Source organism: Streptomyces sp. NPDC086519 (assembly GCF_040686075.1).
Lineage (GTDB): Bacteria > Actinomycetota > Actinomycetes > Streptomycetales > Streptomycetaceae > Streptomyces > Streptomyces shenzhenensis.
The window spans coordinates 76,187-100,741 of sequence record NZ_JBFBJL010000011.1 but is presented as its reverse complement, the minus strand read 5'-3'; the positions used below and the strand labels follow the sequence as shown (position 1 = coordinate 100,741).

21 protein-coding genes and 1 pseudogene are annotated in these 24,555 nt (G+C 72.5%); 7 read left to right on the top strand and 15 right to left on the bottom strand.

Features of this window, described 5'->3' with window-relative positions:
* Positions 1–49: 49 nt before the first annotated feature.
* Positions 50–1,228: a hypothetical protein gene (locus AB0P24_RS13280; protein ID WP_365793291.1), complete on the bottom strand. Its 1,179-nt coding sequence runs from the start codon at positions 1,226–1,228 to the stop codon at positions 50–52.
* Positions 1,225–1,797 carry a sigma-70 family RNA polymerase sigma factor gene (locus AB0P24_RS13275; RefSeq protein WP_365793289.1) on the bottom strand — a complete coding sequence of 191 codons (573 nt, stop codon included), beginning with the start codon at positions 1,795–1,797 and terminating at the stop codon, positions 1,225–1,227. The genes AB0P24_RS13280 and AB0P24_RS13275 overlap by 4 nt, the downstream gene beginning before the upstream one ends.
* Before the next feature lie 305 nt (positions 1,798–2,102).
* Between AB0P24_RS13275 and AB0P24_RS13270 the strand changes: the two genes are divergently transcribed.
* On the top strand, positions 2,103–3,050 hold the full coding sequence (locus tag AB0P24_RS13270) for an RICIN domain-containing protein (protein ID WP_365793287.1): 948 nt from the start codon (positions 2,103–2,105) through the stop codon (positions 3,048–3,050).
* Between the two features lie 441 nt (positions 3,051–3,491).
* Here AB0P24_RS13270 and AB0P24_RS13265 read toward each other — a convergent pair whose 3' ends face one another.
* From AB0P24_RS13265 to AB0P24_RS13225, 9 genes and pseudogenes are all read right to left on the bottom strand, one after another.
* A complete protein-coding gene (locus AB0P24_RS13265; protein ID WP_365793285.1) occupies positions 3,492–4,454 on the bottom strand; it encodes an alpha/beta hydrolase in 963 nt (320 codons plus the stop codon).
* 30 nt (positions 4,455–4,484) lie between these two features.
* Complete coding sequence (locus tag AB0P24_RS13260) at positions 4,485–6,185, bottom strand: MFS transporter (protein ID WP_365793283.1); 1,701 nt, start codon at positions 6,183–6,185, stop codon at positions 4,485–4,487.
* 171 nt (positions 6,186–6,356) lie between these two features.
* Positions 6,357–7,883 (bottom strand): APC family permease, encoded by a 1,527-nt coding sequence (locus AB0P24_RS13255; protein ID WP_365793281.1) that lies wholly within the window; start codon positions 7,881–7,883, stop codon positions 6,357–6,359.
* Between the two features lie 145 nt (positions 7,884–8,028).
* A complete protein-coding gene (locus tag AB0P24_RS13250) occupies positions 8,029–9,042 on the bottom strand; it encodes an SDR family oxidoreductase (protein ID WP_365793279.1) in 1,014 nt (337 codons plus the stop codon).
* 48 nt (positions 9,043–9,090) lie between these two features.
* Complete coding sequence (locus AB0P24_RS13245; protein ID WP_365793277.1) at positions 9,091–10,200, bottom strand: enolase C-terminal domain-like protein; 1,110 nt, start codon at positions 10,198–10,200, stop codon at positions 9,091–9,093.
* On the bottom strand, positions 10,197–11,999 hold the full coding sequence (locus AB0P24_RS13240) for a thiamine pyrophosphate-requiring protein (protein ID WP_365793275.1): 1,803 nt from the start codon (positions 11,997–11,999) through the stop codon (positions 10,197–10,199). Before AB0P24_RS13240 ends, AB0P24_RS13245 begins: the two co-directional genes overlap by 4 nt.
* A 30-nt stretch (positions 12,000–12,029) precedes the next feature.
* Positions 12,030–15,083, bottom strand: a complete 3,054-nt coding sequence (locus AB0P24_RS13235) for an FAD-linked oxidase C-terminal domain-containing protein (protein ID WP_365793273.1) — start codon at positions 15,081–15,083, stop codon at positions 12,030–12,032.
* Positions 15,080–15,691, bottom strand: coding sequence for an isochorismatase family cysteine hydrolase (locus AB0P24_RS13230; RefSeq protein WP_365793271.1), 612 nt, complete (start codon positions 15,689–15,691; stop codon positions 15,080–15,082). Before AB0P24_RS13230 ends, AB0P24_RS13235 begins: the two co-directional genes overlap by 4 nt.
* A 157-nt stretch (positions 15,692–15,848) precedes the next feature.
* Positions 15,849–16,220, bottom strand: a pseudogene (locus AB0P24_RS13225) (LLM class flavin-dependent oxidoreductase); the annotation flags it as partial.
* A 267-nt stretch (positions 16,221–16,487) separates the two neighbouring features.
* On the opposite strand from AB0P24_RS13225, the gene AB0P24_RS13220 reads away from it, so the two are divergent.
* The 4 genes from AB0P24_RS13220 (at position 16,488) to AB0P24_RS13205 (ending at position 19,869) form a co-directional block, all read left to right on the top strand.
* Positions 16,488–17,138: a hypothetical protein gene (locus tag AB0P24_RS13220; RefSeq protein WP_365793269.1), complete on the top strand. Its 651-nt coding sequence runs from the start codon at positions 16,488–16,490 to the stop codon at positions 17,136–17,138.
* Positions 17,138–17,380, top strand: coding sequence for a BON domain-containing protein (locus tag AB0P24_RS13215; RefSeq protein WP_234534518.1), 243 nt, complete (start codon positions 17,138–17,140; stop codon positions 17,378–17,380). Before AB0P24_RS13220 ends, AB0P24_RS13215 begins: the two co-directional genes overlap by 1 nt.
* Positions 17,377–18,102, top strand: a complete 726-nt coding sequence (locus tag AB0P24_RS13210) for a metallophosphoesterase (RefSeq protein WP_365793267.1) — start codon at positions 17,377–17,379, stop codon at positions 18,100–18,102. Before AB0P24_RS13215 ends, AB0P24_RS13210 begins: the two co-directional genes overlap by 4 nt.
* Before the next feature lie 252 nt (positions 18,103–18,354).
* Entirely contained in the window at positions 18,355–19,869 is a 1,515-nt protein-coding gene (locus tag AB0P24_RS13205; RefSeq protein WP_365793265.1) for a cytochrome bc complex cytochrome b subunit, read from the top strand.
* On the opposite strand, the gene AB0P24_RS13200 is transcribed toward AB0P24_RS13205, so the two are convergent.
* Both AB0P24_RS13200 and ctaD read right to left on the bottom strand, forming a co-directional pair.
* Positions 19,790–20,191: a cytochrome c oxidase subunit 4 gene (locus AB0P24_RS13200; RefSeq protein ID WP_365793263.1), complete on the bottom strand. Its 402-nt coding sequence runs from the start codon at positions 20,189–20,191 to the stop codon at positions 19,790–19,792. The two genes, AB0P24_RS13205 and AB0P24_RS13200, sit on opposite strands and share 80 nt — an antisense overlap.
* On the bottom strand, positions 20,188–21,861 hold the full coding sequence (gene ctaD, locus AB0P24_RS13195; protein ID WP_365793261.1) for a cytochrome c oxidase subunit I: 1,674 nt from the start codon (positions 21,859–21,861) through the stop codon (positions 20,188–20,190). The genes AB0P24_RS13200 and ctaD overlap by 4 nt, the downstream gene beginning before the upstream one ends.
* A 233-nt stretch (positions 21,862–22,094) precedes the next feature.
* Here ctaD and AB0P24_RS13190 point away from each other — a divergent pair, with 233 nt between their 5' ends.
* Complete coding sequence (locus AB0P24_RS13190) at positions 22,095–22,472, top strand: DUF6479 family protein (RefSeq protein WP_365793259.1); 378 nt, start codon at positions 22,095–22,097, stop codon at positions 22,470–22,472.
* 147 nt (positions 22,473–22,619) lie between these two features.
* Positions 22,620–23,183, top strand: coding sequence for a hemerythrin domain-containing protein (locus AB0P24_RS13185; RefSeq protein WP_365793257.1), 564 nt, complete (start codon positions 22,620–22,622; stop codon positions 23,181–23,183).
* A gap of 76 nt (positions 23,184–23,259) precedes the next feature.
* On the opposite strand, the gene AB0P24_RS13180 is transcribed toward AB0P24_RS13185, so the two are convergent.
* Both AB0P24_RS13180 and AB0P24_RS13175 read right to left on the bottom strand, forming a co-directional pair.
* Complete coding sequence (locus tag AB0P24_RS13180) at positions 23,260–23,781, bottom strand: hypothetical protein (protein ID WP_365793255.1); 522 nt, start codon at positions 23,779–23,781, stop codon at positions 23,260–23,262.
* Between the two features lie 281 nt (positions 23,782–24,062).
* Positions 24,063–24,539, bottom strand: a complete 477-nt coding sequence (locus tag AB0P24_RS13175; RefSeq protein ID WP_365793253.1) for an SRPBCC family protein — start codon at positions 24,537–24,539, stop codon at positions 24,063–24,065.
* Between the last annotated feature and the right edge of the window lie 16 nt (positions 24,540–24,555).

The window sequence follows — 24,555 nt, the reverse complement described above, 5'->3', positions numbered from 1 at the left end:
CGGGCATTCGTTCGTACGGGATCGGGGGACGGGTACGGCGGTTACGGCGTCATGGCGCCGGTGGCGAGCTCGCGGAGACCCCGGCCGTTTCCGAGGTGCTCGGTTCCGCGAAGTCGTCGTCGCTGTCGACGGCCGCGGCCGGAGCGGACACCGGCGTGGCGGCGGGCTCGGGGGCCGGCCGGGTCGCCGAGACCCCGGTCGGGCCGGCGACGGGGGCCGCCGACCCACCGGTGCCGAGGTCCGGCTCGTCCGGCAGCAGATCGGGGTCGGCCGTGGTCACGGCGCCCGCCGGACCCACGGCCTCCTCGTGCGGGAGGTCGGGGCACGGCGGCAGCGCGGCCAGCGTCCGGGCCACGGCCCGGGACAGCGGCAGCACGTCGACCCGGGCGGCGGGGGGCGCGCCGTGCACCGTGAGCACCGCGTCCGGGGCGATCTCCAGCAGCCGGGTCCTGCCCCGGGCCACACCCAGGCTCAGCAGCCGGACACCGGACGGCAACGGTCGCTCCAGGGGGTCGGCGCAGACCGCGACCTCGATGCCGGGCTGCCCGACGGCCGCCGCGGCCGGCATCCCCGGATGCCGCGGGTGCACCCCGGCGGCGATGGCGACCCGGCCCTGCGGCAGCCGGGCGTCCAGCTGCGCGGCCAGGGCCTGGAGCACGGCGCGGGCCGAACGGGCGGCGCGCGGCGGCCCGTACACGGACAGCGCGGCCGGACCGGAACGCACGTCCAGCAGCACGGCGTGCCCCAGGTGGTGCCCCACGCACACCAGCAGCGGTACGGCGGACGCCCGGCCGTCGTCCGTCAGATCGGCACGGTCGATCCACCACAGCCGCGGGTCGCTCTCGTCCGCGGCCCAGGGCTCGGGCGGTTCGCGCAGCGCGTCGCCGTCCGCCGCGACCAGCACGGCCATCCACTCCGGGCCGGCCAGCACGCCGTAGGGCCGGACCCCGGGACGGACGGCCGCGGCCAGCGCCGTGGCCCGCTCGGCGTCGGCCCAGACGGCCGGGTCGCGCAGCAGCCGCACCAGCAGGCGCAGACCGTGCCGGTAGCGCAGCTCCGTGCGGACCGGGCCCGTGAACGCCTTCGCGGTCAGGCTGATCTCCCGCCCGAGCCGCCGTCGCAGGGCCTTCCAGCCGCCGCCGCGCCGGACCAGCCAGTGCGTGACGGCGAGGACCAGGACCAGGACGCCGACAAGGCCGAGCAGGGTCGTGATGGTGGCGGAGGTCATCGGGTCTCTCCCCGGAGGTGCTCGGTCCCGGCCGGGCGGCAGCCGTGGGATTCGAGGGTGGCGCGCAGCGCGCGGATTCCGTGATGTGTGCGGGACTTGACGGTTCCCGGGGGCAGCCCGAGCTGGCGGGCCACGTCGTCGCCGGGCTGGCCCAGCAGATGGACGCGGGCCACGGCCTCCCGGTGCGCGGGAGCGAGGGTGCGCAGGGCGGAGACCAGCACCCGGCGGTCACCGACCTGTTCGGCGTGGTCGGGCACCGCCGCGGGAGCGGCGCTGCCGAAGTCCGCCGCCGTGATCCCCACCGGGACGGTCCGGTCCCGGCGCCGGCCGTCGACCACGAGGTTGCGGGCCACCCGGAACAGCCACATGCGGATGGGCCGGTCCCGCCAGTCCAGCCGCCCGGCCGACTGCCAGGCCCGCAACAGGGTTTCCTGGACGACGTCCTCCGCGCCGTGGGGGTCGCGCCCCATCATGCCGGTCACGAAGCGGCGCAGGCTGTCGCGCTCCGCGAGAAGGAGGCCGAGCGTCCGGTCCGCGCAGTCGGCGCGGTCATGGTCGATGAGGCTCACGGCCTCCGCCTTCCGGTGTCGGTTCTGCTGTTGTGCTGTTGTGCTGTCTTGCCGTGTTGCTCTGTGGTGCTTCTGAATCGCTTCAGGCACGAACGCTAGCGCTAATAACGCCAGTTCTCGAAGCCGCCGCCGCCGCGGACTTCAACAGATTGGTCACAGGAAACTCCGCATAGGTGGACGGAAGATGACGTTCGCCGGGATCTTCGTGGGCGGGCGGGCGGATCGGTGCCACGCCTTGGTTACTGTTCATCTGCCCCGCATGTTCCGGGTGTTCCGAGACCTTCACGAGACCTTCAGGAGATGACGTGCCGCCCCTTCGCAAACCCCGGCCCCCGGCGGAACGGTCCGGTACGACGACGGGACGTTTCAGCGACACCTTCGCCCGCCGCCCCGCCGTGCCCCGGCGCGGACTCGTGCCGGGCGCGCGGGTGTGGGCGACCGTCGCCGCCGCGGCCGGACTGACCGTCGTCGTCGCCGCGGCCGTGCCGCTGCTGAGCCGCGTGGACCTCTTCCCCGATCCGGACACCACACCGGCCGCCGTCGTGGCGGCGGGGGAGCCGACAACGCTGTCCAGCGCCTCCGGATCCCCGTCCCCGTCCTCCGCGAAGCCCTCGCCCACCACCTCCTCCCACAAGCCCGGCAAGACCACCTCCGGAGGTTCCGGTCCGGCCGGCGGCACGGGCACCGGCTCGACCGGCCAGCAGTCCGGCGGCGGCTCCGTCAGCTCCGGATCGAACTCGGGCTCGGGCTCCACGTCCTCCGGTTCCAAGTCCGGCGGCTCCACGTCCTCCTCGTCCGGGAAGACCTCGTCCGGCACGTCCTCGTCCGGTACGTCCTCGTCGGGCGGCAGCGGTACGACGACCACCACCGTCCCCGGCGTGGCGCTCATCGGCACCGGGTCCGGCCGGTGCATCGACGTCACCAACGCGGGCGGGGACGGCACCCGGCTGGAGATCCTGGACTGCTCGGGCGCCGCCAAGCAGAAGTGGGTCTTCCAGTCGGACGGCACCATCCGCTCGCTCGGGCTGTGCATGGACCTCGCCTGGGGCAACACCGCCAACGGCACCGCGATCCAGGTCGCCAAGTGCAGCGGCAACCGCGCCCAGTTGTTCTACCTCAGCGCGCACGGCGACCTGGTCAGCGCGCAGGCCGACAAATGCGTCGACGTCACCGACAACGGCACGGGCAACGGCACCAAACTCCAGCTGTGGACCTGCTCCGGCACCCCCAACCAGAAGTGGCACAAGGGCTGATCGCGGCCGCTATCACCTGGTCCGGCAGCGGAGGCCGCGGAAACGCGCCTCCGCGCGGCCGGACCCATGGCCACGGACACCGTTCTTGAGGCAGCGGGTGGGCCGCGCCCCCGTCGCCGACGGCCAGGACGAGGGAACCGTCGGGGCAGACCTCGACGGTTCCGGTGCCCGCGCAGGCCTGGTGCCACCACCTTGACGATGAACCAGGTGCCGTACGCCGGTGCCGCCCGCACCGCCACCGTGCCCCTGGCCGTCGGCCGGGGGCACGGCTTGTGGAGAGGCTCCGGGGCGGCGCCGGCGACCCGGTCCACGACCGGCAAGTGGCGTGAGGCGGCGACGAGTCGAGCGTCGAGGTGGTCGCCGACGGCGGCTTCGCCGCCCCCGCACCAGGCGCCGCTGGATGCGGTGGTCCCGGCGCGGCCCCGGCCCCCGGATTCCGCCTCAGGAAAGGGACTTGAGGAAGTCGAGAAGCGCCGCGTTCACCTCGTCCGGCCGCTCCTGCTGGGTCCAGTGCCCGCAGCCCGCCAGCTTCAGGGGCTCGCGCACCAGGTTGGGCATCAGCACGGGGAGCCGTTCGATGAGTTCGGGCGTGCCGGGGAACGCCGGGACCACGTCGCGGTCGCCGTAGACGTACAGCGCGGGCGGGGTGACGACGGCGCCCTGCCAGGGGGCGGTCAGTTCCCAGTTGCGGTCCAGATTGCGGTACCAGTTGAGGGCACCGGTGAAGCCGTGGGAGAAACTCTCCGTGAGGGCGTCGAGGTCCGCCTCGGTGAACCACCGCGGCAGCGTCTGCGGGTCCGGCATGCTCGCGAGCCAGCCGCGCTCGGGGTCGACCAGCGGCTGCCGGACCTCACCGGTGCCGACGCCGTCCCCGGACGCCATGGTGAAGAACTTCCGCAGCGTGGCGCGCGGGTCACGGGCGAACTCGGCGTCGGCGACGCCCGGGCGGTTGAAGTAGTTCCAGTAGAAGCGGCCGCCGAACCTCCTGTCCATCGTCTCAAGCGGCGGTTGCGCACCGCGGAACGGCGGCGGCACGCTCAGCCCGGCCACCCCGCGCACCAGGTCGGGGCGGAACAGCGCGGTGTGCCAGGCCACCGGTGCGCCCCAGTCGTGCCCCACGACGAACGCCTGCTCCGCGCCCAGCTCACGGATCAGCCCGACGACGTCGCCGACCAGATGGAAGATGCTGTACGCCTCGACGTCCTCGGGATGATCGCTGCTGCCGTACCCGCGCTGGTCGGGGGCGACCACATGGAAACCGGCCGCGGCCAGCGGGCCGAACTGGTGCTGCCAGGAGTGCCAGGACTCGGGGAAACCGTGCAGCAGCACGACCAGCGGGCCACGACCCTCCTCGGCGATGTGCAGGCGGATCCCGTTCACGTCGACCATTCGATGCTGAACCATGGGCACGAGCGTACGCGCAACGATCTTCGGCTATCCGTCCTGCCGGGTTCCGGACGCGGGGGAGGCGTCCGCGGCCGGCGGCGGCGCGGGGAGCAGGTGGCCGCTGCCCGCGGCGAGCGCGGCGTCGAAGGCGTGCGTGGCCTCGGGCGCGGTGCCGGGCAGGAGGAAGGAGCGGGCCTGCTCCTCGAAGCGCTGGTCGGTCACGGTCTGGCGGGTGTGGTGCTGGGCGAGGTGCTCCGCCCAGGACCCGACGAGGTAGTTCTCGATGAACCGGCCGGGTTCGGCGCCGTCCTCGTACAGACCCCAGGTGAGCGCTCCGGTACGGCGCCGGGAGCGGGCGACGTTCTCCATGGCCCCGGCGAAGGCCGCCCGGTCGTCGGGGGAGACGTGGTAGACGATCGAGACGAGGACCGGGCCGTCGGCCGGACCCGGCTCGTAGACCAGGGGCGGGGCGGGCCAGTGGTCGGAGGGGGTCGGGTCGATCCGCGCGGCGTCGTACAGCGGCCACAGCGGGACGGTGACGGCGGTGAGCAGCAGCAGTCCCGCCGCGACGAGCAGCGCGGTGGTCATCCCCGCCCCCTGGGCCAGCGCGCCCCACAGCGGGGCGGCGAGGGCCTGGCCGCCCTGGAAGACCAGCAGGTAGACGGCGAGTCCACGGGCCCGCACCCAGCCGGGCAACCGGGTCTGGGTCGCGGCGTTGAGCGTGGACAGGACCGCGATCCAGGCCACTCCGGCGGGCAGCAGCGCGACCGTGACCACCCAGGTGACGTGGACCGTGGCCAGGACGGCCAGGACCACTCCGAAGATGACGGCGCCGGCGGCCAGGACGCCGTTGGCGCCGAGCAGCTTCTGCAAACGGGGCAGCAGGAACGCGCCGCCCACCGCACCGAGTCCCACGGCGGCCAGCAGCAGACCGTATCCGCCGGAACCCAGGCCGAGCGAGCCACCGGCGACCAGCGGCAGCAGCGACCACACGGCGGCGGCACCGGGGATGAACAGCGCGGTGCGCAGCAGCACTCGGCGGACGCCGGGGGCGTTCCATATGTAACGGCGGGCCGCGTAGAGGGCCGTGAAGAACCCCTCGCCCTCGGCGGCCGGTACGGACGCGCCGGCCGGACGCTTCCACAGCAGCAGCACGGCCACGATGCCCAGATAGGACACCGCGTTGAAGGCGAACGTCCACCCCGCGCCCGCCGCCGCGACCAGCACACCGCCGACGGCCGGTCCGATGGCACGGGCCAGGTTCATGTTGACCGCGCCCAGCGCGGAGGCCTGGCCGAGCTGGGCCCGGCCGACGAGTTCGGGCTGGATCGCCTGCCAGGCCGGGCTCATCAGGGCGGTGCCGCAGCCCAGCAGGAACGTCAGGGCGAGCAGCGCGCCGGGAGCGAGCACGTCGGCGAAGGCCAGCACGGCGAGGACCGCCGACACCGCGCACATGGCGACCTGGGCGACGACGAGCAGCCCGCGCCGGTCGAACCGGTCGGCCAGCACCCCGGACGGCAGCGCCAGCAGCACGACCGGCAGGCTGGACGCGGTCTGCACGAGCGTGACCAGGGTGGCCCCGTGCGCGAGCAGCAGCCACTGGACGCCGACCGTCTGCATCCAGGTGCCGACGTTGGACACGAACTGCGCGATCCACAGGGCCCGGAACACCGGCAGCGCCAGCGGCGCCCAGGCCGAACCGGGCCTCGGGGAGCCACCGCCGTTCTCGTCCTTCTTGGTGACTGCCATGCTACCGCTCCGTGCGAGGTGGGTGCTGGGCCGGGCGTCCCGGTCCTCGCCTTCTTACGCGTCGAGGCGGCGCCGCCGCAAGCCAAGACGCCGTCCCGGCCCGGCCTTTGCCTGAACAGGCAGCCGCGGGGGCGCCGGGCCTGGCCGGGTCGACGCCCGCGGCGGCCGGCCCTACTTCCCGCCGGCCGCCGCCCGGGTCGGCCGGCCCAGCGCCCAGAACAGGACACCGAGGAGCATGAACGCGACGAGCGGGACGAGCTCCGTCAGCAGGTACTTCCCGCGCTCGGCATGGGTCCAGCCGTCCGGCGCGAAGTCGGCGCCGAACCAGTGGTCGCCGGCGCCGGGCGCGACCAACTGCACGGTGGCGAAGAGGATGAGAAGGGTCAGGACCACGCTGATGGTCCACGGGAGGGGAGCCCGGTACGGGCGGGGCGTGTCCGGGTACTTGCGGCGCAGGAACGGGAGCGCCGGGAAGATGCCCAGGTAGCTGACGAGCGTGGTCGACACGGCGAGGCCGAGGACCGCGCCGAAGAGCTTGGCCGCGCTGCCGCTGGTCAGCTGGTGGGCGAGGATCAGGACGCCGGTGGAGACCAGGCCGCTGAGGATGTTCACCCGGACCGGGGTGCCGAACCGGCTGGAGATGACGCCGAGGAAGCGGGGCGCCGCGCCGTCGTAGCCGGAGACGGCCAGGGCGCGGTCGGAGCCCATGATCCAGGTGACGCCGGAGGACAGCACCGTGAGGATGAACATGATCCCGGCCAGGTCCCCGAGCACGGTGCCGAACCCGCTGAGCGTGGTGGTGCCGTCGGCGCCGACGTGGCCGCCGTACACCGTGAAGACCTGCCGGATCGCGTCGACGAAACCGCCGAGGCCGGTGATCGCCTTGACCGGCAGGACGAGCAGGATGCCGAGGATCGGCAGCGCGTAGAGGAGCACGGAGAGGACGGCGCCGCGGAAGATGCCGTAGGGGATGTCCTTCTGAGGGTTCGTCATCTCGTCGCCGGCCGTGTTGGGCAGCTCGAAGCCGACGTAGTTGAACATCAGGACCGGCACCAGGCCGACGAATCCCGCGTAGGTCGGCGAGAAGTCACCGATGCCGAAGCCGTGCAGCCCGTGCTGGATCCCGTAGACCACGACCGTCACGGTGAACAGGCCGAGCAGCAGGAACCGGCTCCAGGCGCCGAGGGTCGGGATCCACTTGCCGACGTCGAAGGAGAGGATCGCCGCGAGCACACCCACCCAGACGAAGAGGAGGGTGAAGAAGTAGAACGCGGGGGTGCTCAGGTCCTTCCCGCCGTTGAAGAAGGTGGTGTACGCCGTGACGGCGGAGACGGCGAGGGTGCCGCCCAGCCACACCGGGTTGGTGATCCAGTAAAGGAAGTTGTTGACGGCGCCGGCCAGGCGCCCGAAGGCCCGGCTGGTCCAGATGTAGGGGCCGCCCTCGTCGGGGAAGGCGGCCCCGAGCTCGGCGATCAGCAGCGCGGAGGGCACGAGGAACACCACGGCGAGCACGATCAGCCACGTGAACGCCTCGGCACCGGACGAGGCCACGGCGCCGATGGTGTCCACCCCGACGATGGTGCACAGCAGGAAGAACAGGATGTCGAAGCGGCCGAAGTGCTTGCGCAGCTTCTGTCGTTCCGCCTGGGCGGCGACCGGTGCGTCGACCGGTTCGGAGGTGAGGGGGCCAGCGGTCACCGGGAGCTCCAGCGTGCTCGGGAGGGGCGTGATTCGGCCATGGTCCACGGCGTCGCACAAGCGCACAAGCTTTTGGCCCCAAGTCGTGACCAGCGCCCCCGGCACTCATAGCCGCCGGAAATCTCCCGGAAACAGCGGGGCCGGGCTACCCGCCCCTGATGCCCAGCAGCCTGCGTACCCCGCCGACCGCCGCGACGGTCAGGGCGGTCGTGGTCGCGGCGGTCACCGCCGGGTGCCGGGCCAGCGCCGCCTGCACCGAGTGGGCGTGCGACCGTTCGTCGAACTCGCCGTGGGCGCCGTGGTCGCTGCCGGGCACGGCGTCGGCCGGCGCGTACAGGTTTCCCCGGCCGGCGGGTGCGGGCGCGTCCGTCTGCTGGGAGTCGAAGCCGGTGCGTGCCAGGTAGCGGTCGAGAAGGGCCGGGGCGAGCCGGTTGGCCCACACGGTCGCCGCCGTGGTGGCGCCGATGTAGCGCTGCTTGCGGCCGGGATGGTCGGCGGCGTACACGACACCGCGCGCCGCCACCTCGGGCTGGTAGATCGGCGGCACCGGCTGCGGATGCCGGGGGAGCCGGGAGCGCACCCAGGAGAACTGCGGGGTGTTGACCGCCGGCATCTGCGCGACCGTGATGTGCACGTTGCTGCCCTGGTGCAGCAGTTCCAGGCGGACGGACGAGGTGAAGCCGTTGATGGCGTGCTTGGCCGCGCAGTAGGCCGACTGGAGGGGGATCGCCCGCTCGCCGAGCGCCGAGCCCACCTGCACGATGGTGCCCCGGTCGCGCGGCAGCATCCGGGCGAGGGCGGTCCGGGTGCCGTTGACGAACCCGAGATACGTCACCTCGGTGACCCGCCGGTACTCCTCCGGAGTGATCTCGGTGAAGGGTGCGAACACACTGCTGAAGGCGCAGTTGATCCAGACGTCGATGGGCCCCAGGAGCCGCTCGACGGCGTCGGCGGCAGCCTCCACCTGGCCGGGGTCCGCGGTGTCGGCCCGCTGCACCAGCGGCCGGCCGCCGCGTTCGGCGACCTCCTTCGCCGCGGCTTCGAGTCCGGCCTCGCCCCGCGCGATCAGGGCGACGCGCGCCCCGCGCTCGGCGTACAGACGCGCGACGGCACGGCCGATGCCGGCACTGGCTCCGGTGATGACGACGACTTGCGACATGGTCTTTCCTCAGGTCCTCGGAGTTCGCCGGCTGACACGGAAGACTCGTCAGCCGACCCGGAAGGGGCGGGCCCGCGCGGCGTCCAGGCGCAGACCGAGGCCCGGCTCCCCGGCACCGCCCACGGACAGGGAGCCCGCGTGCTGGGCCGGCCCGCCCTCGAAGAGCAGCCGCTCGATGCGGACGTGGTCGTGGAACCACTCCAGATGCCGCAGGTTCGGCACCGAGGCCGCCGCGTGCGCGTGGGCGTACGGCGCGCAGTGCCCCGAGATCTCCAGGCCGTGGCCCAGGGCCAGCGCCGCGACGCGCAGCCACACGGTGATTCCGCCGCACCGGGTGACGTCCGCCTGCAGACAGTCCACGGCGCCGGCGCCGAGCATCTGCCGGAAATAGGGGAGCGTGTAGCCGTACTCGCCCGCGGTCACGTCCGCCGCGACCCGGCTCCGGACCAGGGCGAGCGCCGCCAACTGGTCGGAGGAGACCGGCTCCTCGAACCATGTCACGCCCACCGCGTCCAGCCCCGCCGCCACCCGCACCGCCTGCTTGGCGCCGTAGCCGCCGTTGGCGTCCACGTACAACTCGGCCGCATCACCGATGCTCTCGCGGGCCCGGGCCACCCGTTCCAGGTCCCGCGCCTCGCGACTCCCCCAGGACTCCCCGATCTTGATCTTCACGCGGGGAATGCCCTCCTCCGCCACCCAGCCGCGCAGCTGCCGGTCCTGGCGCTGCTCGTCGTACGTGGTGAAGCCGCCGCTCCCGTACACGGGCACCTCGTCACGGGCGGCGCCCAGCAGATCCACCAGCGGGAGCCCGAGCAGCCGCGCCTTGGCGTCCCACAGCGCGATGTCCACGGCGGAGATCGCCTGGGCGGCGATGCCCGGCAGCCCGGCGTTGCGGACCGCGCGCTGCATGGCCTCGTTGGCGCGCGGCACGTCGAGGGCGGGCAGGCCGGTGACGACGCCGGCCAGCAGGTCGTCGACGACCCGCGCGGTCGCGGCCGGGGCGTATGTGTACCCGAGCCCGGTGGTCTCCCCGCAGCGGACGGTGACCAGGACGAGCGTGGTGCTGTCCCAGGCCGCGGTCCCGTCCGCCTCGGGGGCGTCCGTCGGAACGGTGTAGGCGGCGCTTGCCACCCGTTCGACGGCCGGCAGGTCGCTCACCGTCGCCCCGCTTCGTGCCGGTGCGGCAGGAACTCCTGCACCTTGGCCTTGAAGCCCTGCCGGACCATCGCCACCCGGTCGCTGTCGCCCTTGAGGACGGAGGCCGCCGCGGCCTCGATCTGGTCGAGGGTGGCGTGCGGCGGGATCGGCGGTACGGCGGGGTCGGTCACGAAGTCGAGCACACACGGCCGGTCGGCGGAGAGCGCGGCCTCCCAGGCGCCTGCCACCCCGCCCGGCTCGTCGATCCGCATGCCGGTCAGGCCGAGGGAGCGGGCGAAGTCCGCGTACCCGACGTCCGGGAGGGACTGCGAGGGCAGGAACTGCGGGGCGCCCTCCATCGCGCGCATCTCCCACGTCACCTGGTTCAGGTCCCGGTTGTTGAAGACGGCGACGACCAGCCGCGGGTCCTCCCAGTCGCGCCAGTACTTGGCGATGGTGATGAGCTCGGCCATGCCGTTCATCTGCATCGCCCCGTCGCCGACGAGGGCGATGGCGGGCCGGTCCCCGTGCGCGAACTTGGCGCCAATGGCGTAGGGCACGCCCGGCCCCATGGTGGCCAGCGTCCCCGACAGCGAACCCCGCATCGCGCCGCGCAACTTCAGGTGCCGGGCGTACCAGTTGGCGGCGGAGCCGGAGTCGGAGGAGAGGATGACGTCGTCCGGGAGCAGCCCGTTGAGGGTGTGGGCGACGTACTCGGGGTTGATCGGGTCGGCCGCGACGTCGGCCCGCCGCTGCATCACCTCCCACCAGTCCCTGACGTTGTTCTCGATCTTCGTCCGCCAGGACGGGTCCTCCATCTGGTCGAGCAGCGGCAGCAGCCGGCGCAGCGTCCGGGCCGCGTCGCCGACCAGGTTGACCTCGAAGGGGTAGCGCAGCCCCACCATGTGCGGATCGATGTCCACCTGCACCGCCCGCGCCTTGCCGAACGCCGGCAGGAACTGCGTGTAGGGGAAGGACGATCCGATCACGAGCAGGGTGTCGCAGTCCCGCATCATCTCGTACGACGGCCGGGTGCCGAGCAGCCCGATCGCACCGGTGACGTACGGCAGGTCGTCGTCGAGGGCGTCCTTGCCCAGCAGCGCCTTCGCGACGCCGGCACCGAGCCGGTCGGCGACCTCCTTGACCTCCGCACGCGCGCCGCGCGCGCCCTGACCGATCAGGATCGCGGTCTTGCCGCCGGAGTTGAGCACGTCGGCGGCCCGCTGCAGGTCGCCGTCGTCCGGGACCGGCGCGTAGTGCGGCATGCCGAGGCTGGACGGCACCATCTTGAAGGCGTGCTCGGGCGGCGAGTAGTCCAGTTCCTGGACGTCGGCCGGGATGATCAGGGCGGTCACCGAGCGGCGTGCCATGGCGGTGCGCATCGCCCGGTCGAGCACGTTCGGAAGCTGCTCGGGGACGGTGACCATCTCGCAGAAGTCCGAGGCCACGTCCTTGTACAGGGTCAGCAGGTCGACCTCCTGCTGGTACGAGCCGCCCATGGCACTGCGGTTGGTCTGCCCGACGATCGCCACCACCGGCACATGGTCCAGCTTGGCGTCGTACAGGCCGTTGAGGAGATGGATGGCGCCGGGCCCGGAGGTGGCGGCGCAGACGCCGACCCGGCCGGAGAACTTGGCGTAGCCGACGGCCTCGAACGCGGACATCTCCTCGTGGCGGGACTGGATGAACCGGGGGTTGTTCTCCGCCCGTCCCCAGGCCGCGAGGAGGCCGTTGATGCCGTCGCCCGGGTAGGCGAAGACATGGTCCACGTCCCACTCGCGCAGCCGCTGGAGGATGTAGTCGGAGACCTTCGTCGACATGTTCGGAACCTTTCCTGAAGTGACGGGTGGTTACGGGCGGCGCAGGTGCCGTACGGCGCGCAGGGCGGCCGCCCCGGTGAGGGTCCCGGCGACGGCGGTGGCCGCCCAGCGGGCCGTGCCGGAGGGTTCGGCCGGCCGCCGGGCCAGCCGCTCGGGCCGGTCGCTGGGCAGCGGGCCGTCCAGTGCGAGGGCCAGGGCCTCCGCCAGGTGCAGGGCCCGCCGTCCGGTGCCGCCCTGCTCGATCTGGGTGCGGCAGCTGAAGCCGTCGGCCAGCACCAGGCTGTCCGGGGCGGCGGCGCGGACGGCGGGCAGCACCCCCAACTCGCCCACGGCCATGGAGACCTCGTGGTGCCCGCGCTCGAAGCCGAAGTTGCCGGCCAGCCCGCAGCAGCCCTCGTCGAGGACGTCCGCGTCGAGCCGGGCACGGCGCATCAGTTCCCGGTCGGCGTCGAACTTCATGATCGCGTGCTGGTGGCAGTGGGTCTGCACGGTCGCCTGCCGGGCGAGGAACGGCGGCTGCCAGCCCGCGGGGGCGTGGTGGACGAGCTGTTCGGCGAAGGTCCGCGTCCGGCGTACCAGCCGCCGCACGTCCTGGTCGCCGGGCAGCAGCTCGGGGGCGTCGGACCTGAACACGGCGGTGCAGGAGGGTTCGAGGCCGATGATCGGGGTGCCCGCGTCCAGCCAGGGCCGAAGGACCCGCAGGGAGCGCCGCAACACCCGCTTGGCGGTGGCCAGTTGACCGGTGGAGATCCAGGTCAGGCCGCAGCACACGGGTGCGTCGGGCACGGTGACTGCGAAGCCCGCGTCCTCCAGGACCCGTACGGCCGACATCGCGACCGCCGGGTGGAAGTGGTTGCTGAAGGTGTCCGGCCACAGGACCACCGTCGCCGGGTCCGCCAGGTCCGGCTGCCCGGTGTGGAGAGCGCGCCACCACCGGACGAAGGACCGCTCGGCGAACACCGGGGGCCGCCGGGCGCCGTCCACCCCGGCGAGCGCCTTCCCCGTCCGCCCCAGCACCGGCGCCTGCAACACGCTGTTCGCCAACTCCGGTGCGCGCTCGGCCAGGTGCGCCCAGAGCGGCAGCCAGCCCATCGAGTAGTGGGCGGCCGGGCGCGGCCGGCCCGCGTAGTGGTGGGCCATGAACTCGGCCTTGTAGGTGGCCATGTCCACCCCCGTGGGGCAGTCCGACTTGCAGCCCTTGCAGGCCAGGCAGAGATCCAGCGCGTCCCGGACCTCGGTCGACCGCCAGCCGTCCTTGACCGCCGAGTCGGGATGCCCGTCGAGCATCTCGAACAGCAGCCGCGCCCGCCCGCGCGTCGAGTGCTCCTCCTCACGGGTGGCCCGGTACGAGGGACACATCACGTCGCCGTGCAGGCCCCGGCAGTTGCCGATGCCGACGCAGCGCATGACCGCGCGGGTGAAGGAGTGGTCGTCCTCCGGATAACCGAAGTGGGTCCGTGGAGCGGCCGGCCGCCACTCGGCCCCGAGCCGCAACTGCCCGTCCACCGGGTTCGGGTCGACGACCTTGCCCGGGTTCATCCGGTTGCCCGGATCGAACAGCGCCTTCAGCTCCCCGAAGGCACCGACCAGCCGCTCCCCGAACATCCGCGTCAGCAGCTCGCCCCGGGCCTGCCCGTCGCCGTGCTCGCCGGACAGCGAACCGCCGTAGGAGGCCACCAGGTCGGCGGCCCGCTCCACGAAACGCCGGAAGTCCGCCACCCCGTCCGCCGTCTTCATCCCGAACGGGATCCGGGTGTGCACACACCCCTGTCCGAAGTGCCCGTACAGGGAGGGATGGTCGTAGTCGAACTCCGCGAACAGCCCTTTCAGGTCCCGCAGATAGTCGCCCAGCCGCTCGGGCGGCACCGCCGAGTCCTCCCAGCCCTCCCAGGTCTCCCGGTCGTCCGGCGGCCGCGCGGTCACCCCGAGTCCCGCCTCCCGGGCCCTGAGCATCTCCTGCTCGCGCCGCGGGTCGTCGGAGAACGCGACCGAGGCCTCCTTCTCGGACCGGCCGATCGCCTTCAGCAGGGCGTGCGCCTGCGCGTCGACGTCCTCCTGGCTGTCCCCGGTGAACTGCACCAGAAGCCAGCTGTCCGCCTGCGGCAGGGCGCGCAGCGAGTCGAGGTAGGCGTGCTCCTCCCGCATCAGCTCGGCCATCCGCCCGTCCAGCGCCTCCAGCTGACCCGGCGAGCAGTGCTCCAGCAGCCGGGGCACGTCGTCGGCGGCCCGGCAGATGTCGTCGTATCCGAGCACCAGCAGCGATTCGTACGGCGGCACCGGGACCAGGTCGAGTTCGGCGTGCAGGACGGTCACCAGGGTGCCCTCGCTGCCCACCAGCGCCTTGGCCACGTCGAGGCCGTTCTCCGGAAGCAGCGAGTCGAGGTTGTAGCCGGAGACCCGGCGCGGGATCTTCGGGTAGCCGCGCCGGATGTCCGCCAGGTACTCGGTGACGATCCGGTCCAGCCCGTCGTACAGCTCGGCCCGGCGGCCGCCCTCGGCGGCGATCCGCGCCCGCGCCGCCTGCGAGGTGGGCCCCACCCGCATCCGCACACCGTCGTACGTCAGCACGTCGAGACGGCGCACACTGTCGACCGTCTTCCCGTACGCCTGCGCGGACGCCCCGCACGAGTTGTTGCCGATCATGCCGCCCAGCGCGCAGTGGCTGTGGGTCGACGGTTTCGGACCGAACTGGAGGCGCAGGCCGGCCAGCCGCCGGTTGAGTTCGTCCAGGACGATGCCCGGCTCCACCACACAGGTGCGGGCCTCGGGGTCGACGGAGACCAGGGCGTCGCAGTGCTTGCTCCAGTCGATGACCACGGCCGTGTTCGTCGTCTGTCCGGCGAGGCTGGTGCCGCCGCCGCGGGACAGCACCGGCACGTCGAAGCGGGAGCACAGCTCCACCGCGCGGGCACCGGCCGCCACGCTCCGCGGGACGACCACGCCGAGCGGGACCTGCCGGTAGTTGGAGCCGTCCGTGGAGTAGGCGCCCCGGCTGCCGGGATCGAACCGGACCTCGGCGTCGGTCCCGGCGCGCAGGGCCGTGACCAGGCCGTCGAGGGACGCTCCGGGGACAGGTGTGCTCATGGCCGACCTCCGACCTGATGCGCGGTTTCGTCCGGTACGGGCCACCGGGTACCCCGGAAGTCGACCTCTCTCGCCCGGACAATCCGGGCACCCATGTTGCGCTCCATCATTTCCAGCGCGGCGGCCGCCAGGTGCGGGTGGATCGAGGCGACGGCGTCCCTCGGCACCGTGACCTCCAGGTGGCGGATGTGCGCGTCCAGGGCGGAGTACAGGACGCACTGCTCGGTGACCTGACCGGTCAGCACCACCGTGCCGACACCCAGCTGCCACAGCAGATACGACAGGGGCGTGTCGTAGAAGATCGAGTGCCGGGCCTTGACGACGAACAGGGAGTCGTCGTCGGGACGGATCGGCTCGACCAGGTCGGCGTGCGGGCGCGACAGCGCGGACTCGACCAGTTCGCCGTGGTGGGAGCGCCAGAGCCCGAAGTTGTCGTTCGCGTAGATCACCGGTACGCCCGCCTTGCGGGCCCGGCCGATCAGGTCCGCCAGGACCGGCACGGCACGCGTGGCGGCGGGCAGCAGCAGCTCCGCGTCCTCGTGGTCGTACGTGTTGATCATGTCGATCACGACGAGCGCGCTGCTGCCGGTCTGCCTGGGCTCGGGCACGGCGCCCACCACCTCAGGTGTCAGTCCCGCAGCCGCGGCAGGACCTCGGCGCGCTAGAAGTCGAAGAAGCCCTGCCGGCCCGGGCCGATCTGGTGGACGTGGACGGTGTCGAACCCCGCGTCGAGAAACGCGGACACGGCCTTGACGTGATCGTCCCCAGCCGTACCGGCGCCTCGGGCCAGGCCGTGCCGAGGATGTGCTCGTTCAGCGCCTCACCGGTGCCCACCCCCAGCCGGAACCGGCCGCCCAGCCGCACCGCGGCGGTGGCGGCCGCCTGGGCGATCACGGCGGGGTGGATGCGCACCAGCGGGCAGGTCAGCGCCGTCTCCACGGGCAGCGAGACCGCCTGCGACAGCGCGCCGATCACCGAGCACACGAACGAGCTCTGGCCCTGCCCGTCGTGCCAGGGGTGGTAGTGGTCCGAGATCCGCAGCGACTCGAAACCGGCCTGCTCGGCCGTCCGCGCCTGCTCGACCAGTTCCGCGGGGCTGTGCTCCTCGCACGACAGGAAGTATCCGGAACCGCCCATCGTCTCTCCTGATCCGCGTGGGTGACCGGGGACCGCAGCCGAGTACCCGGTGCCCACCGGGTTGTGCACGGCGTGTCGCCCGGATGAGGAGGGGTACCGGAGAGGCGGAGCCCCACAGACCGAGCCGACGGAGGTGGTCATACATGGCACGACGGCCGTGTGGGACGTCTCGCCGGCCGTCGGCGAACGCACCGCGCCGACCGCGCCGAGTGTGTCGGCCTTCTCCGCCGAAGGGAGCCGGTGATGAGAGCGGACAGGGAGCCGACGATGAGAGAAGCACAGAGCGCGGCGCGCGCCCCCGGGCTCCGGGTGGCCGACCCGGAGCCGGAACCGCCCGCGCCGGAACAGCTCCCGCCCGACCGCACCCAGGCCATCCTGGAGGCGGCCAAGCAGGTCGGTGCCATCCTCAAGCGGGCCGGACACAAGTTCGCGCTGGTCGGCAGCGTCGCCGTCTACGCCCACGGCGGAGGCGGCAGACTCCGGCACGACGCCGACTTCTGTGTGCTGCCCGAGGACGCCGAGGCGGTGGCGGGCTCCCTGCGCTCGGCCGGTCTCGCGGTGCGCGTCCCGCCGGAGGACTGGCTGCTGAAGACCTCCTGCTTCGGCCAGGACGTCGACATCATCTTCGAACTCGCCCACCGGCCGGTCACCGCGGACCTGCTGGCCCGCGCCCAGGAACTCTCGGTCGACTCCGTGCACATGCCGGTCCTGTCGGCGACCGACCTGCTGGTGAACCTGAACATGGCCTTCTCGGAGCACCACTGCGACTTCGGGGCCGTCCTTCCGGTGGCCCGCTCACTGCGCGAGAAGGTCGACTGGTCAGAGGTGCGGCGCCGGTGCGGCAACGAGCCGATGCCCGCGGCCTTCCTCTTCCTCCTGGAGCGGCTGAACGTCATCGACCCGCCCAAGGAGCGGTGATGAACCTCGAATACCGCGTGGCGCACGTCGCCGAGCACCTCGCCGCCGGGCCGTGCGGCGAGCTGGGGGTGCGGGCCGAGATCCGGGGCGAGACGGTCCTGCTGACCGGTACGGTCCCGTCCGCCGGCTGCCGCGAGGCCGTCCGCCGTGCCGTCCACGACGAACTGGCGGGCGTGCCGGTCCACTGCGACATCGTCGTCGCCGAGACCGCCCCGCCCGACCACCCGGAGGTGCTGGAATGACCCGGGTCGCGGCCGTCGGCGACATCCACATGGGCCCCGACAGCCAGGGCACCCTCCGCCCGGCCTTCGAGACCCTCCCGGCCTGCGCCGACATCCTCCTGCTCGCCGGTGACCTCACCCGGCACGGCACCCCCGAGGAGGCGCAGGTCGTCGCCCGGGAGATCAAGGACCTGGGCGTCCCGGTCGTCGCCGTCCTCGGCAACCACGACCACCACGACGACCGACCCGACGAGGTCACGGCCATCCTGCGGGACGCCGGAGCGCACGTCCTGGAGGGCGAGGCGACCGTCGTGAGCCACCGGGGCCTGCGGATCGGTGTGGCCGGCACCAAGGGGTTCGGCGGCGGGTTCGTCGGCCGGTGCGCCGGCGAGTTCGGCGAACCCGTGATGAAGGAGTTCGTACGGTACTCACGCCGCCGCGCCGACGGCCTGCGCGCCGCCCTCGAAGAGCTGCGCCGGCACGAATGCGACGCACGGATCGCCCTGACCCACTTCGCCCCCGTCCCGGACACCCTGGCCGGCGAACCCCCGGAGATCTACCCCTTCCTCGGCAGCTACCTCCTCGCCGAGGCCATCGACACCGAGGGCGCCGACCTGGCCGTCCACGGACACGCGCACGCCGGCACGGAACACGGCATGACCGGCGGGGGAGTCCGGGTGCGCAACGTCGCCCAGCCGGTCATCGGGCGTGCCTTCCACGTCTACTCGCTCGGCACGCTGTGACGCCGGGCCGGGTCGGCATCCGCGCTCTCGGCGCTCTCCGCGCTCTCGGCGTCGAACGCGAAGAGAACTCCGCCCGCGGCGACATCGGCCCGGCCCGGCCCGGCCCCTGAGGCGAGACCCGAGACCACCCGAGGCGTTCGCGCCTTCCGCCGATCGGGTGCCACAGCCCAGCCGCGCGAGTGTTCCGCGTCGGCCGGGTACTCGCCCCGCGCCTGACGGGCAAGGGATGGCGAGAGGCGAGGAGGGCGATCGGTGGGTTCCGAACACGGTGCGGCGGGGGAGCGGTTCGCGGACGCGGTGGACGCCCGGCTGCCCGTCCACGACGGAGCCGGCCGGCTGCTGCGCAAGGCGTTCCCCGACCACTGGTCGTTCTTCCTGGGCGAGATCGCCCTCTACAGCCTGATCGTCCTGGTGCTCACGGGCGTGTGGCTGACCTTCTTCTTCAAACCCGAGATGCGGGACGTCGTCTACCAGGGGTCGTACGTCCCCCTGCGCGGCCGGCCCATGTCCGGGGCCTTCGACTCCACCCTGAACATCAGCTTCGACGTCCGCGGCGGACTGCTGATGCGCCAGGCCCACCACTGGGCCGCACTGGTCTTCGTCGCCGCGATCGGCGCGCACCTGCTGCGGATCTTCTTCACCGGCGCCTTCCGCAGGCCCAGGGAGATGAACTGGGTCATCGGCGTCACGCTCTTCGCGCTCGCCCTGGCCGAGGGCTTCGCCGGCTACTCGCTCCCCGACGACCTCCTGTCCGGCACCGGACTGCGGATCGCCCAGGGCATCATGCTCTCCATCCCCGTGGTGGGGACGTACGCGGGCATGTTCGCGTTCGGCTCCGAGTTCCCCGGCCACGAGATCGTCCCCCGGCTGTACAGCCTGCACATCCTGCTACTGCCGGGCGCGCTGATCGCCCTGGTCACGGTCCACCTGATCCTGGTCTTCCACCTGAAGCACACGCAGTGGCGCGGACCGGGCCGCAAGAACACCAACGTGGTCGGAAAGCCGCTCTACCCGCAGTTCTCGGCCTCCTCCGTCGGCCTGTCCCTCACCGTCTTCGGACTGCTGGTGGCGCTCGCCGGGATCGCGCAGATCAACCCGGTGTGGGAGTACGGCCCCTACCGCCCCGACCAGGCGTCGACCGGTTCCCAGCCGGACTGGTACGTGGGCTTCCTGGAAGGCTCGCTGCGCCTCGTCCCGCCCTGGGAGACGAGCGTCGCCGGGCACACCCTGATGTGGAACGTCCTGCTGCCGGCCTTGGTCCTGCCCGCGCTGCTCTTCGCCGTCCTGTACGCCTACCCCTTCGCCGAGCAGCGGCTGACCGGGGAGGGCCGGCAGGAACAGCACTTCAGCGAGCGACCCCGGGAACGGCCCGTGCGGACCGGCCTCGGCGTGGCCGGCGTGACCTTCTACGGGGTGCTGGTGCTGGCCGGCGGCAACGACGTGGTGGCGCAGACCTTCCGGATCTCGGTGAACGCCCTGACCTGGATCCTGCGCATCGCCCTGGTCGTCGGCCCCGTCGCCGCGTTCTTCCTCACCCGCGCGCTGTGCCGGGCCCTGCTGCACGCGGAACAGGAGCGGCTGACCGAGGGCGAGGAGACCGGTGAGGTCCGGCAGACCATCGCCGGCGGCTACGAGAGCGACCACCGGCCGGTGACGTCGTTCCGGCCGGGCGCCCCACGCCGGTCGCTCAGCCCTGATCAGCCCCCCGGTTCACGTACTGGAACACCAGCCCGGCAACACCCCGAGCCAGAACACCGAAGCCGATGAGGAACAGCCACAGCCCGAACACCACCCCGGTCGCCGCGAGCGCGGACCCGAGCGCGGTGACGATCGGCCAGGGGCTGTGCGGCGGGAAGAACTCGACCGGCCCGGCCGAGTCCGCCACCTCCGCCTGCGTGCGGTCCTGCGGGCGCGGGCCGTGCCGCAGGTAGCTGACCGCGCAGAAGAACGACACCAGCGCGGCCATCGCGAACGCCACGGTCAGCGCCGCCGTCCCGGCCGGGTCGGCCCGCGACCACACCCCGTAGAGCGCGGCGGCGGCCCCGAAGAAGACGGCCACCCCGCCGAAGAGCAGTGCCTCGGCCTTCATCGCAGTCCCTTCTGCTCCGCCAGCCGCGTGATCTCCGGATGGTGCAGGTCGAACGCCGGGGACTCCGACCGCACCCGGGGCAGCGCCACGAAGTTGTGCCGCGGCGGCGGGCAGCTGGTCGCCCACTCCAGGGCGCGCCCGAACCCCCACGGGTCGTCCTCCTCGACCCGCCGTCCCCTGTGGGCCGTACGCCAGACGTTGTAGAGGAACGGCAGCGTCGAGACGCCCAGCAGGAACGCGCCCGCCGACGAGAGGGTGTTGAGGAGGGTGAACCCGTCCGCCGGCAGATAGTCGGCGTACCGGCGGGGCATGCCCTCGGCACCGAGCCAGTGCTGCACCAGGAACGTCAGCTGGAAACCGGGGAAGAGCAGCCAGAAGTGCACCTTGCCGAGGCGCTCGTCGAGCAACTTCCCGGTGAACTTGGGCCACCAGAAGTAGAACCCGGCGAACATCGCGAAGACCACCGTGCCGAAGAGCACGTAGTGCAGATGCGCCACGACGAAGTAGGAGTCGGTGACGTGGAAGTCGAGCGGGGGCGACGCGACGAGCACCCCGCTCAGCCCGCCGAGGAGGAATGTCACCAGGAACCCCGCCGACCACAGCATCGGTGTCTCGAACGAGAGCGAGCCCCCGCGCATCGTCCCGATCCACGCGAAGAACTTGATCCCGGTCGGGACGGCGATCAGGAACGACATGACGGAGAAGAACGGCAGCAGCACCGCCCCGGTCGCGAACATGTGATGCGCCCAGACGACCGCGGACAGCATGGTGATGGAGATCGTGGCCCCGATCATCGGCAGGTAGCCGAACAGCGGCTTGCGCGCGAACACCGGGATGATCTCCGAGATGATGCCGAAGAACGGCAGCGCCACGATGTACACCTCGGGATGCCCGAAGAACCAGAACAGGTGCTGCCACAGCAGCGCCCCGCCGTTGTGCGCGTCGAAGACGTGCGAGCCGAACTTCCGGTCGGATTCGAGGGCGAGCAGCGCGGCCGTCAGGACGGGGAACGCGGGCAGTACGAGGATCGACGTGAACAGCACGTTCCAGGTGAACATCGGCATCCGGAACATGGTCATGCCCGGGGCGCGCAGGCACAGGATGGTGGCGAGGAAGTTCACCGCGGTCAGCGTCGTCGACACGCCCGAGACCACCAGCCCCATCACCCACAGGTCACCGCCCGCGCCGGGGGAGAAGTAGGCGCTGTTCAGCGGCGCGTAGGCGAACCAGCCGAACGCCGCTGCCCCGCCGGGCACCAGGAACCCGGAGACCACGATCAGCCCGCCGAACAGGTACATCCAGTACGACAGCGCGTTGAGCCGCGGGAAGGCCAGGTCCGGAGCACCGATCTGGAGCGGCATGATCGCGTTCGAGAAACCGGCGAACATCGGGGTCGCGAACAGCAGCATCATGATCGTGCCGTGGATCGTGACGAACTGGTCGTAGGTCTGGTTGCTGAGGAACTGCAGCCCGGGACGGGCCAGTTCGGCCCGCATGCCCAGCGCCAGCAGCCCGGCGAACAGGAAGAAGCAGAACGCCGTCACCATGTACAGCCGGCCGATCACCTTGTGGTCGGTCGTGGACGCCCAGCCCAGCAGCCGACGGCCCAGTGGCGCCGGCGCCGCGGGGAGCGCGGGCGCTTCGCCGACGCGCTGCGGGAGTTCGCTCATGGTCCTCCTCGGCCGTTTCCGAGCGCGGAAAGCGCCTCGCGGGCGCCCTGCCCGCCGTACCCGGAAAGCGCCGGCTCGCGCGGGCACGGCTGCCGCTCGCGGTACGGAACCGGTAGAGCGGGCGAATGGGACGGGCCGGTTCCGGGGTGACGCTACCGGTGACCCGTCGAAGACCGGGTCCGCCACGCCTCGCTGCCGGGCATTCGATGCCGGCCGGCGGGTACCCGGCGCTGATGTACACAGCACTTGAGCAACTGGCCGCCGCCGGCTCGGCGGCAGGGGTGATCATCATCGTCGTCTGCGGCGTGCTCCTCACGGCCGCGCTGATGGGGGCCGTACGCCTCGGCATCGGGGTGCGGCGACGGGAGCCGGCGCCACCCCGGCGCTCGGAGCAGCCGAAGCTGCCCGACTCCGGACCCGTGCACGAGGAGCGCAGCATGCGCGAGCCGAACGAGGTGCCCCGGGCAGGGGACGACGGTGCGCGGCTCACCCCGCACCAGCTCGGCAACGCGCCCAGCAGGCCCAGCGCCGACCAGACCCGCCCGCGCTGGCAGCCCGGCTCCAGCGGGTCCTTCGGCAGCGGCGGCAGTGGTGGCAGCGGCGCCAAGTGAACCGATTCAGCGGGTGCGGCCGGCGGACGTGCCAGGGTCTCGTGCGGCAGCCGGCGCGGCCACGCGGTGTGAGGTGTCCGGTGGCGGGCACCCGGGCCGCGGCGGATCCGCATGCGGACCGCCGCGCCACGAGCGGAGGTGAAGGGCATGGGACATGGAGGAAACGTCATCGACGAGCTGATGACCGACCACCGGGAGGTGGAGGAGATCTTCGGCAAGATCGAGGCACTGCCGTCCGGTGACAAGAACCGCAAGATCCACGCCGACCAGGCCACGATGGAACTGGTGCGGCACTCGGTGGCCGAGGAGGCCTATCTCTACCCGGCGGTGCGCAAGCACGTCGCGGGCGGCGGCGCCCTGGCCGACAAGGAGCTCGAGGATCACGCCAAGGCCGAGCGGATCATGAAGGACCTGGAGAGCTGCGCAGCGGACGACGCCCGGTTCGACGCGCTCATGACCTCCCTGATGAGCGAGATCCGCATGCATGTGGAGGACGAGGAGCAGAACCTCTTCCCGAGGCTGCGCGCCGCGTGCCCGCCGGACGCCCTCGACGATCTGGGCGACAAGGTCCGCCAGGCGAAGAAGACGGCACCGACCCGCCCGCACCCCGCCGCCCCGGACAAGCCCCCGGCCAACAAGATGCTGGCGCCCGGCGCAGGCCTGGTCGACCGGCTCCGCGACGCGCTGACGGGGCGCGGCAAGCCCGGCTGACCCGCACCCCGCCGCGCCCGGCGTCGGGGGACACCCTTGCCCGGCCTCCTCGTGGAGACCGCCTGAGAAGCGGGCCTCAGGCCGACACGGGGCGGCCGGGCCGGTCCAGGCGGTGCAGCAGTTGCGCGCGGTGCAGTGCGGCCACGGGCGCGAGCAGGTCCGGATGCCGCAGCAGCGACGCCGCCCGCCGGTCGTCCTCGTCCGGGACGAGCAGCCGCCGGAAGTCGACCGGACCCGACGCCAGGTGTTCCCCCGCCGCGAGCGCGCCGACCGCGGCGCTCGCCAGCCCGGGGTCGCAGAGCAGCCCGGCCGCCCAGCTCGCCACCACCTCGTCCACCCAGGTGCGCCAGTCGCCGTCCGGGTCGGCGGCGGTGTCGCCGCCGGTCACCCAGTCCAGCCGCGCCGAACCTCCCGGACCCGTCATCGCGACCAGGCCCGCGTCCAGCGCCGTCGGATAGCGCAGCCAGGCCGCGACCGTCACGGCCTGCCGTACCTGCGCCTCGCACCGCGCGGCGGCGAAGGCGCCGCCGTGGGCGGGAAAGGCGCCCGCGAGCCAGCGAGCGGTCGCCGCGATGAGCGGCGAGAGATCTGCGAGCACTGCCCAACCGTCCGAAGAATCTGCCCGAAACCGGTCGGGGGAGCCGACCGGGAAACCGGCCTGCGAACCGAACCGGGAACCGGCAAAACGGTATCCCGAGGCGGGCTCGCGGAGATATGGCCCAGGGCGCCGGACGACGTGGTTCTGTGCACAGCGCGCCGGAGCGCCCGGGGCCCGGAGCGCACTGGAGAGCGCCGGAACACCCTGGGCACGGCGGAACCCCGGGCCCACCGCGCGGGCCCGGGGTTCCGGGGGGTACGACCGCTGCCGGTCGGCCGCTCTCAGTGGAGGCCGCCGGGATCACCGGGCCGGATCCGGCCACGCCAGGCGCCGCTCTCGGCGCCGCGCCGCTCGATGTAGTCCTTGAAGCGACGCAGGTCGCCCTTGACCCGGCGGTCGATCATGCCGAGCGCGTCCGCGCCCTTCTCGACCATCCCGGAGGGCTCCACGTCCATCGTGAGCTCCACCCTGGTGTGGGTGGGGTCCAGGGGTTCGAAGCGGACGGACCCGCGCTGCCGGGTGTCGCCCTCGATGGTCCGCCAGGTGATCCGGTCGTCCGGCAGCTGGTCGACGATCTCGGTGTCGAACTCGCGCCGCACCCCGCCGATGCTGGTGGTCCAGTGGTTGTGCCGGTCGTCGAGCTGCGTGACTTCGTCGACACCCTCCATGAAGTTCGGGAAGTCCGCGAACTGGGTCCATTGGTTGTAGGCCGTGTGGATCGGGACGCCGACGTCCACGGCTTCCTTGACCGTGCTCATCTGTTCCTCCTCGTCG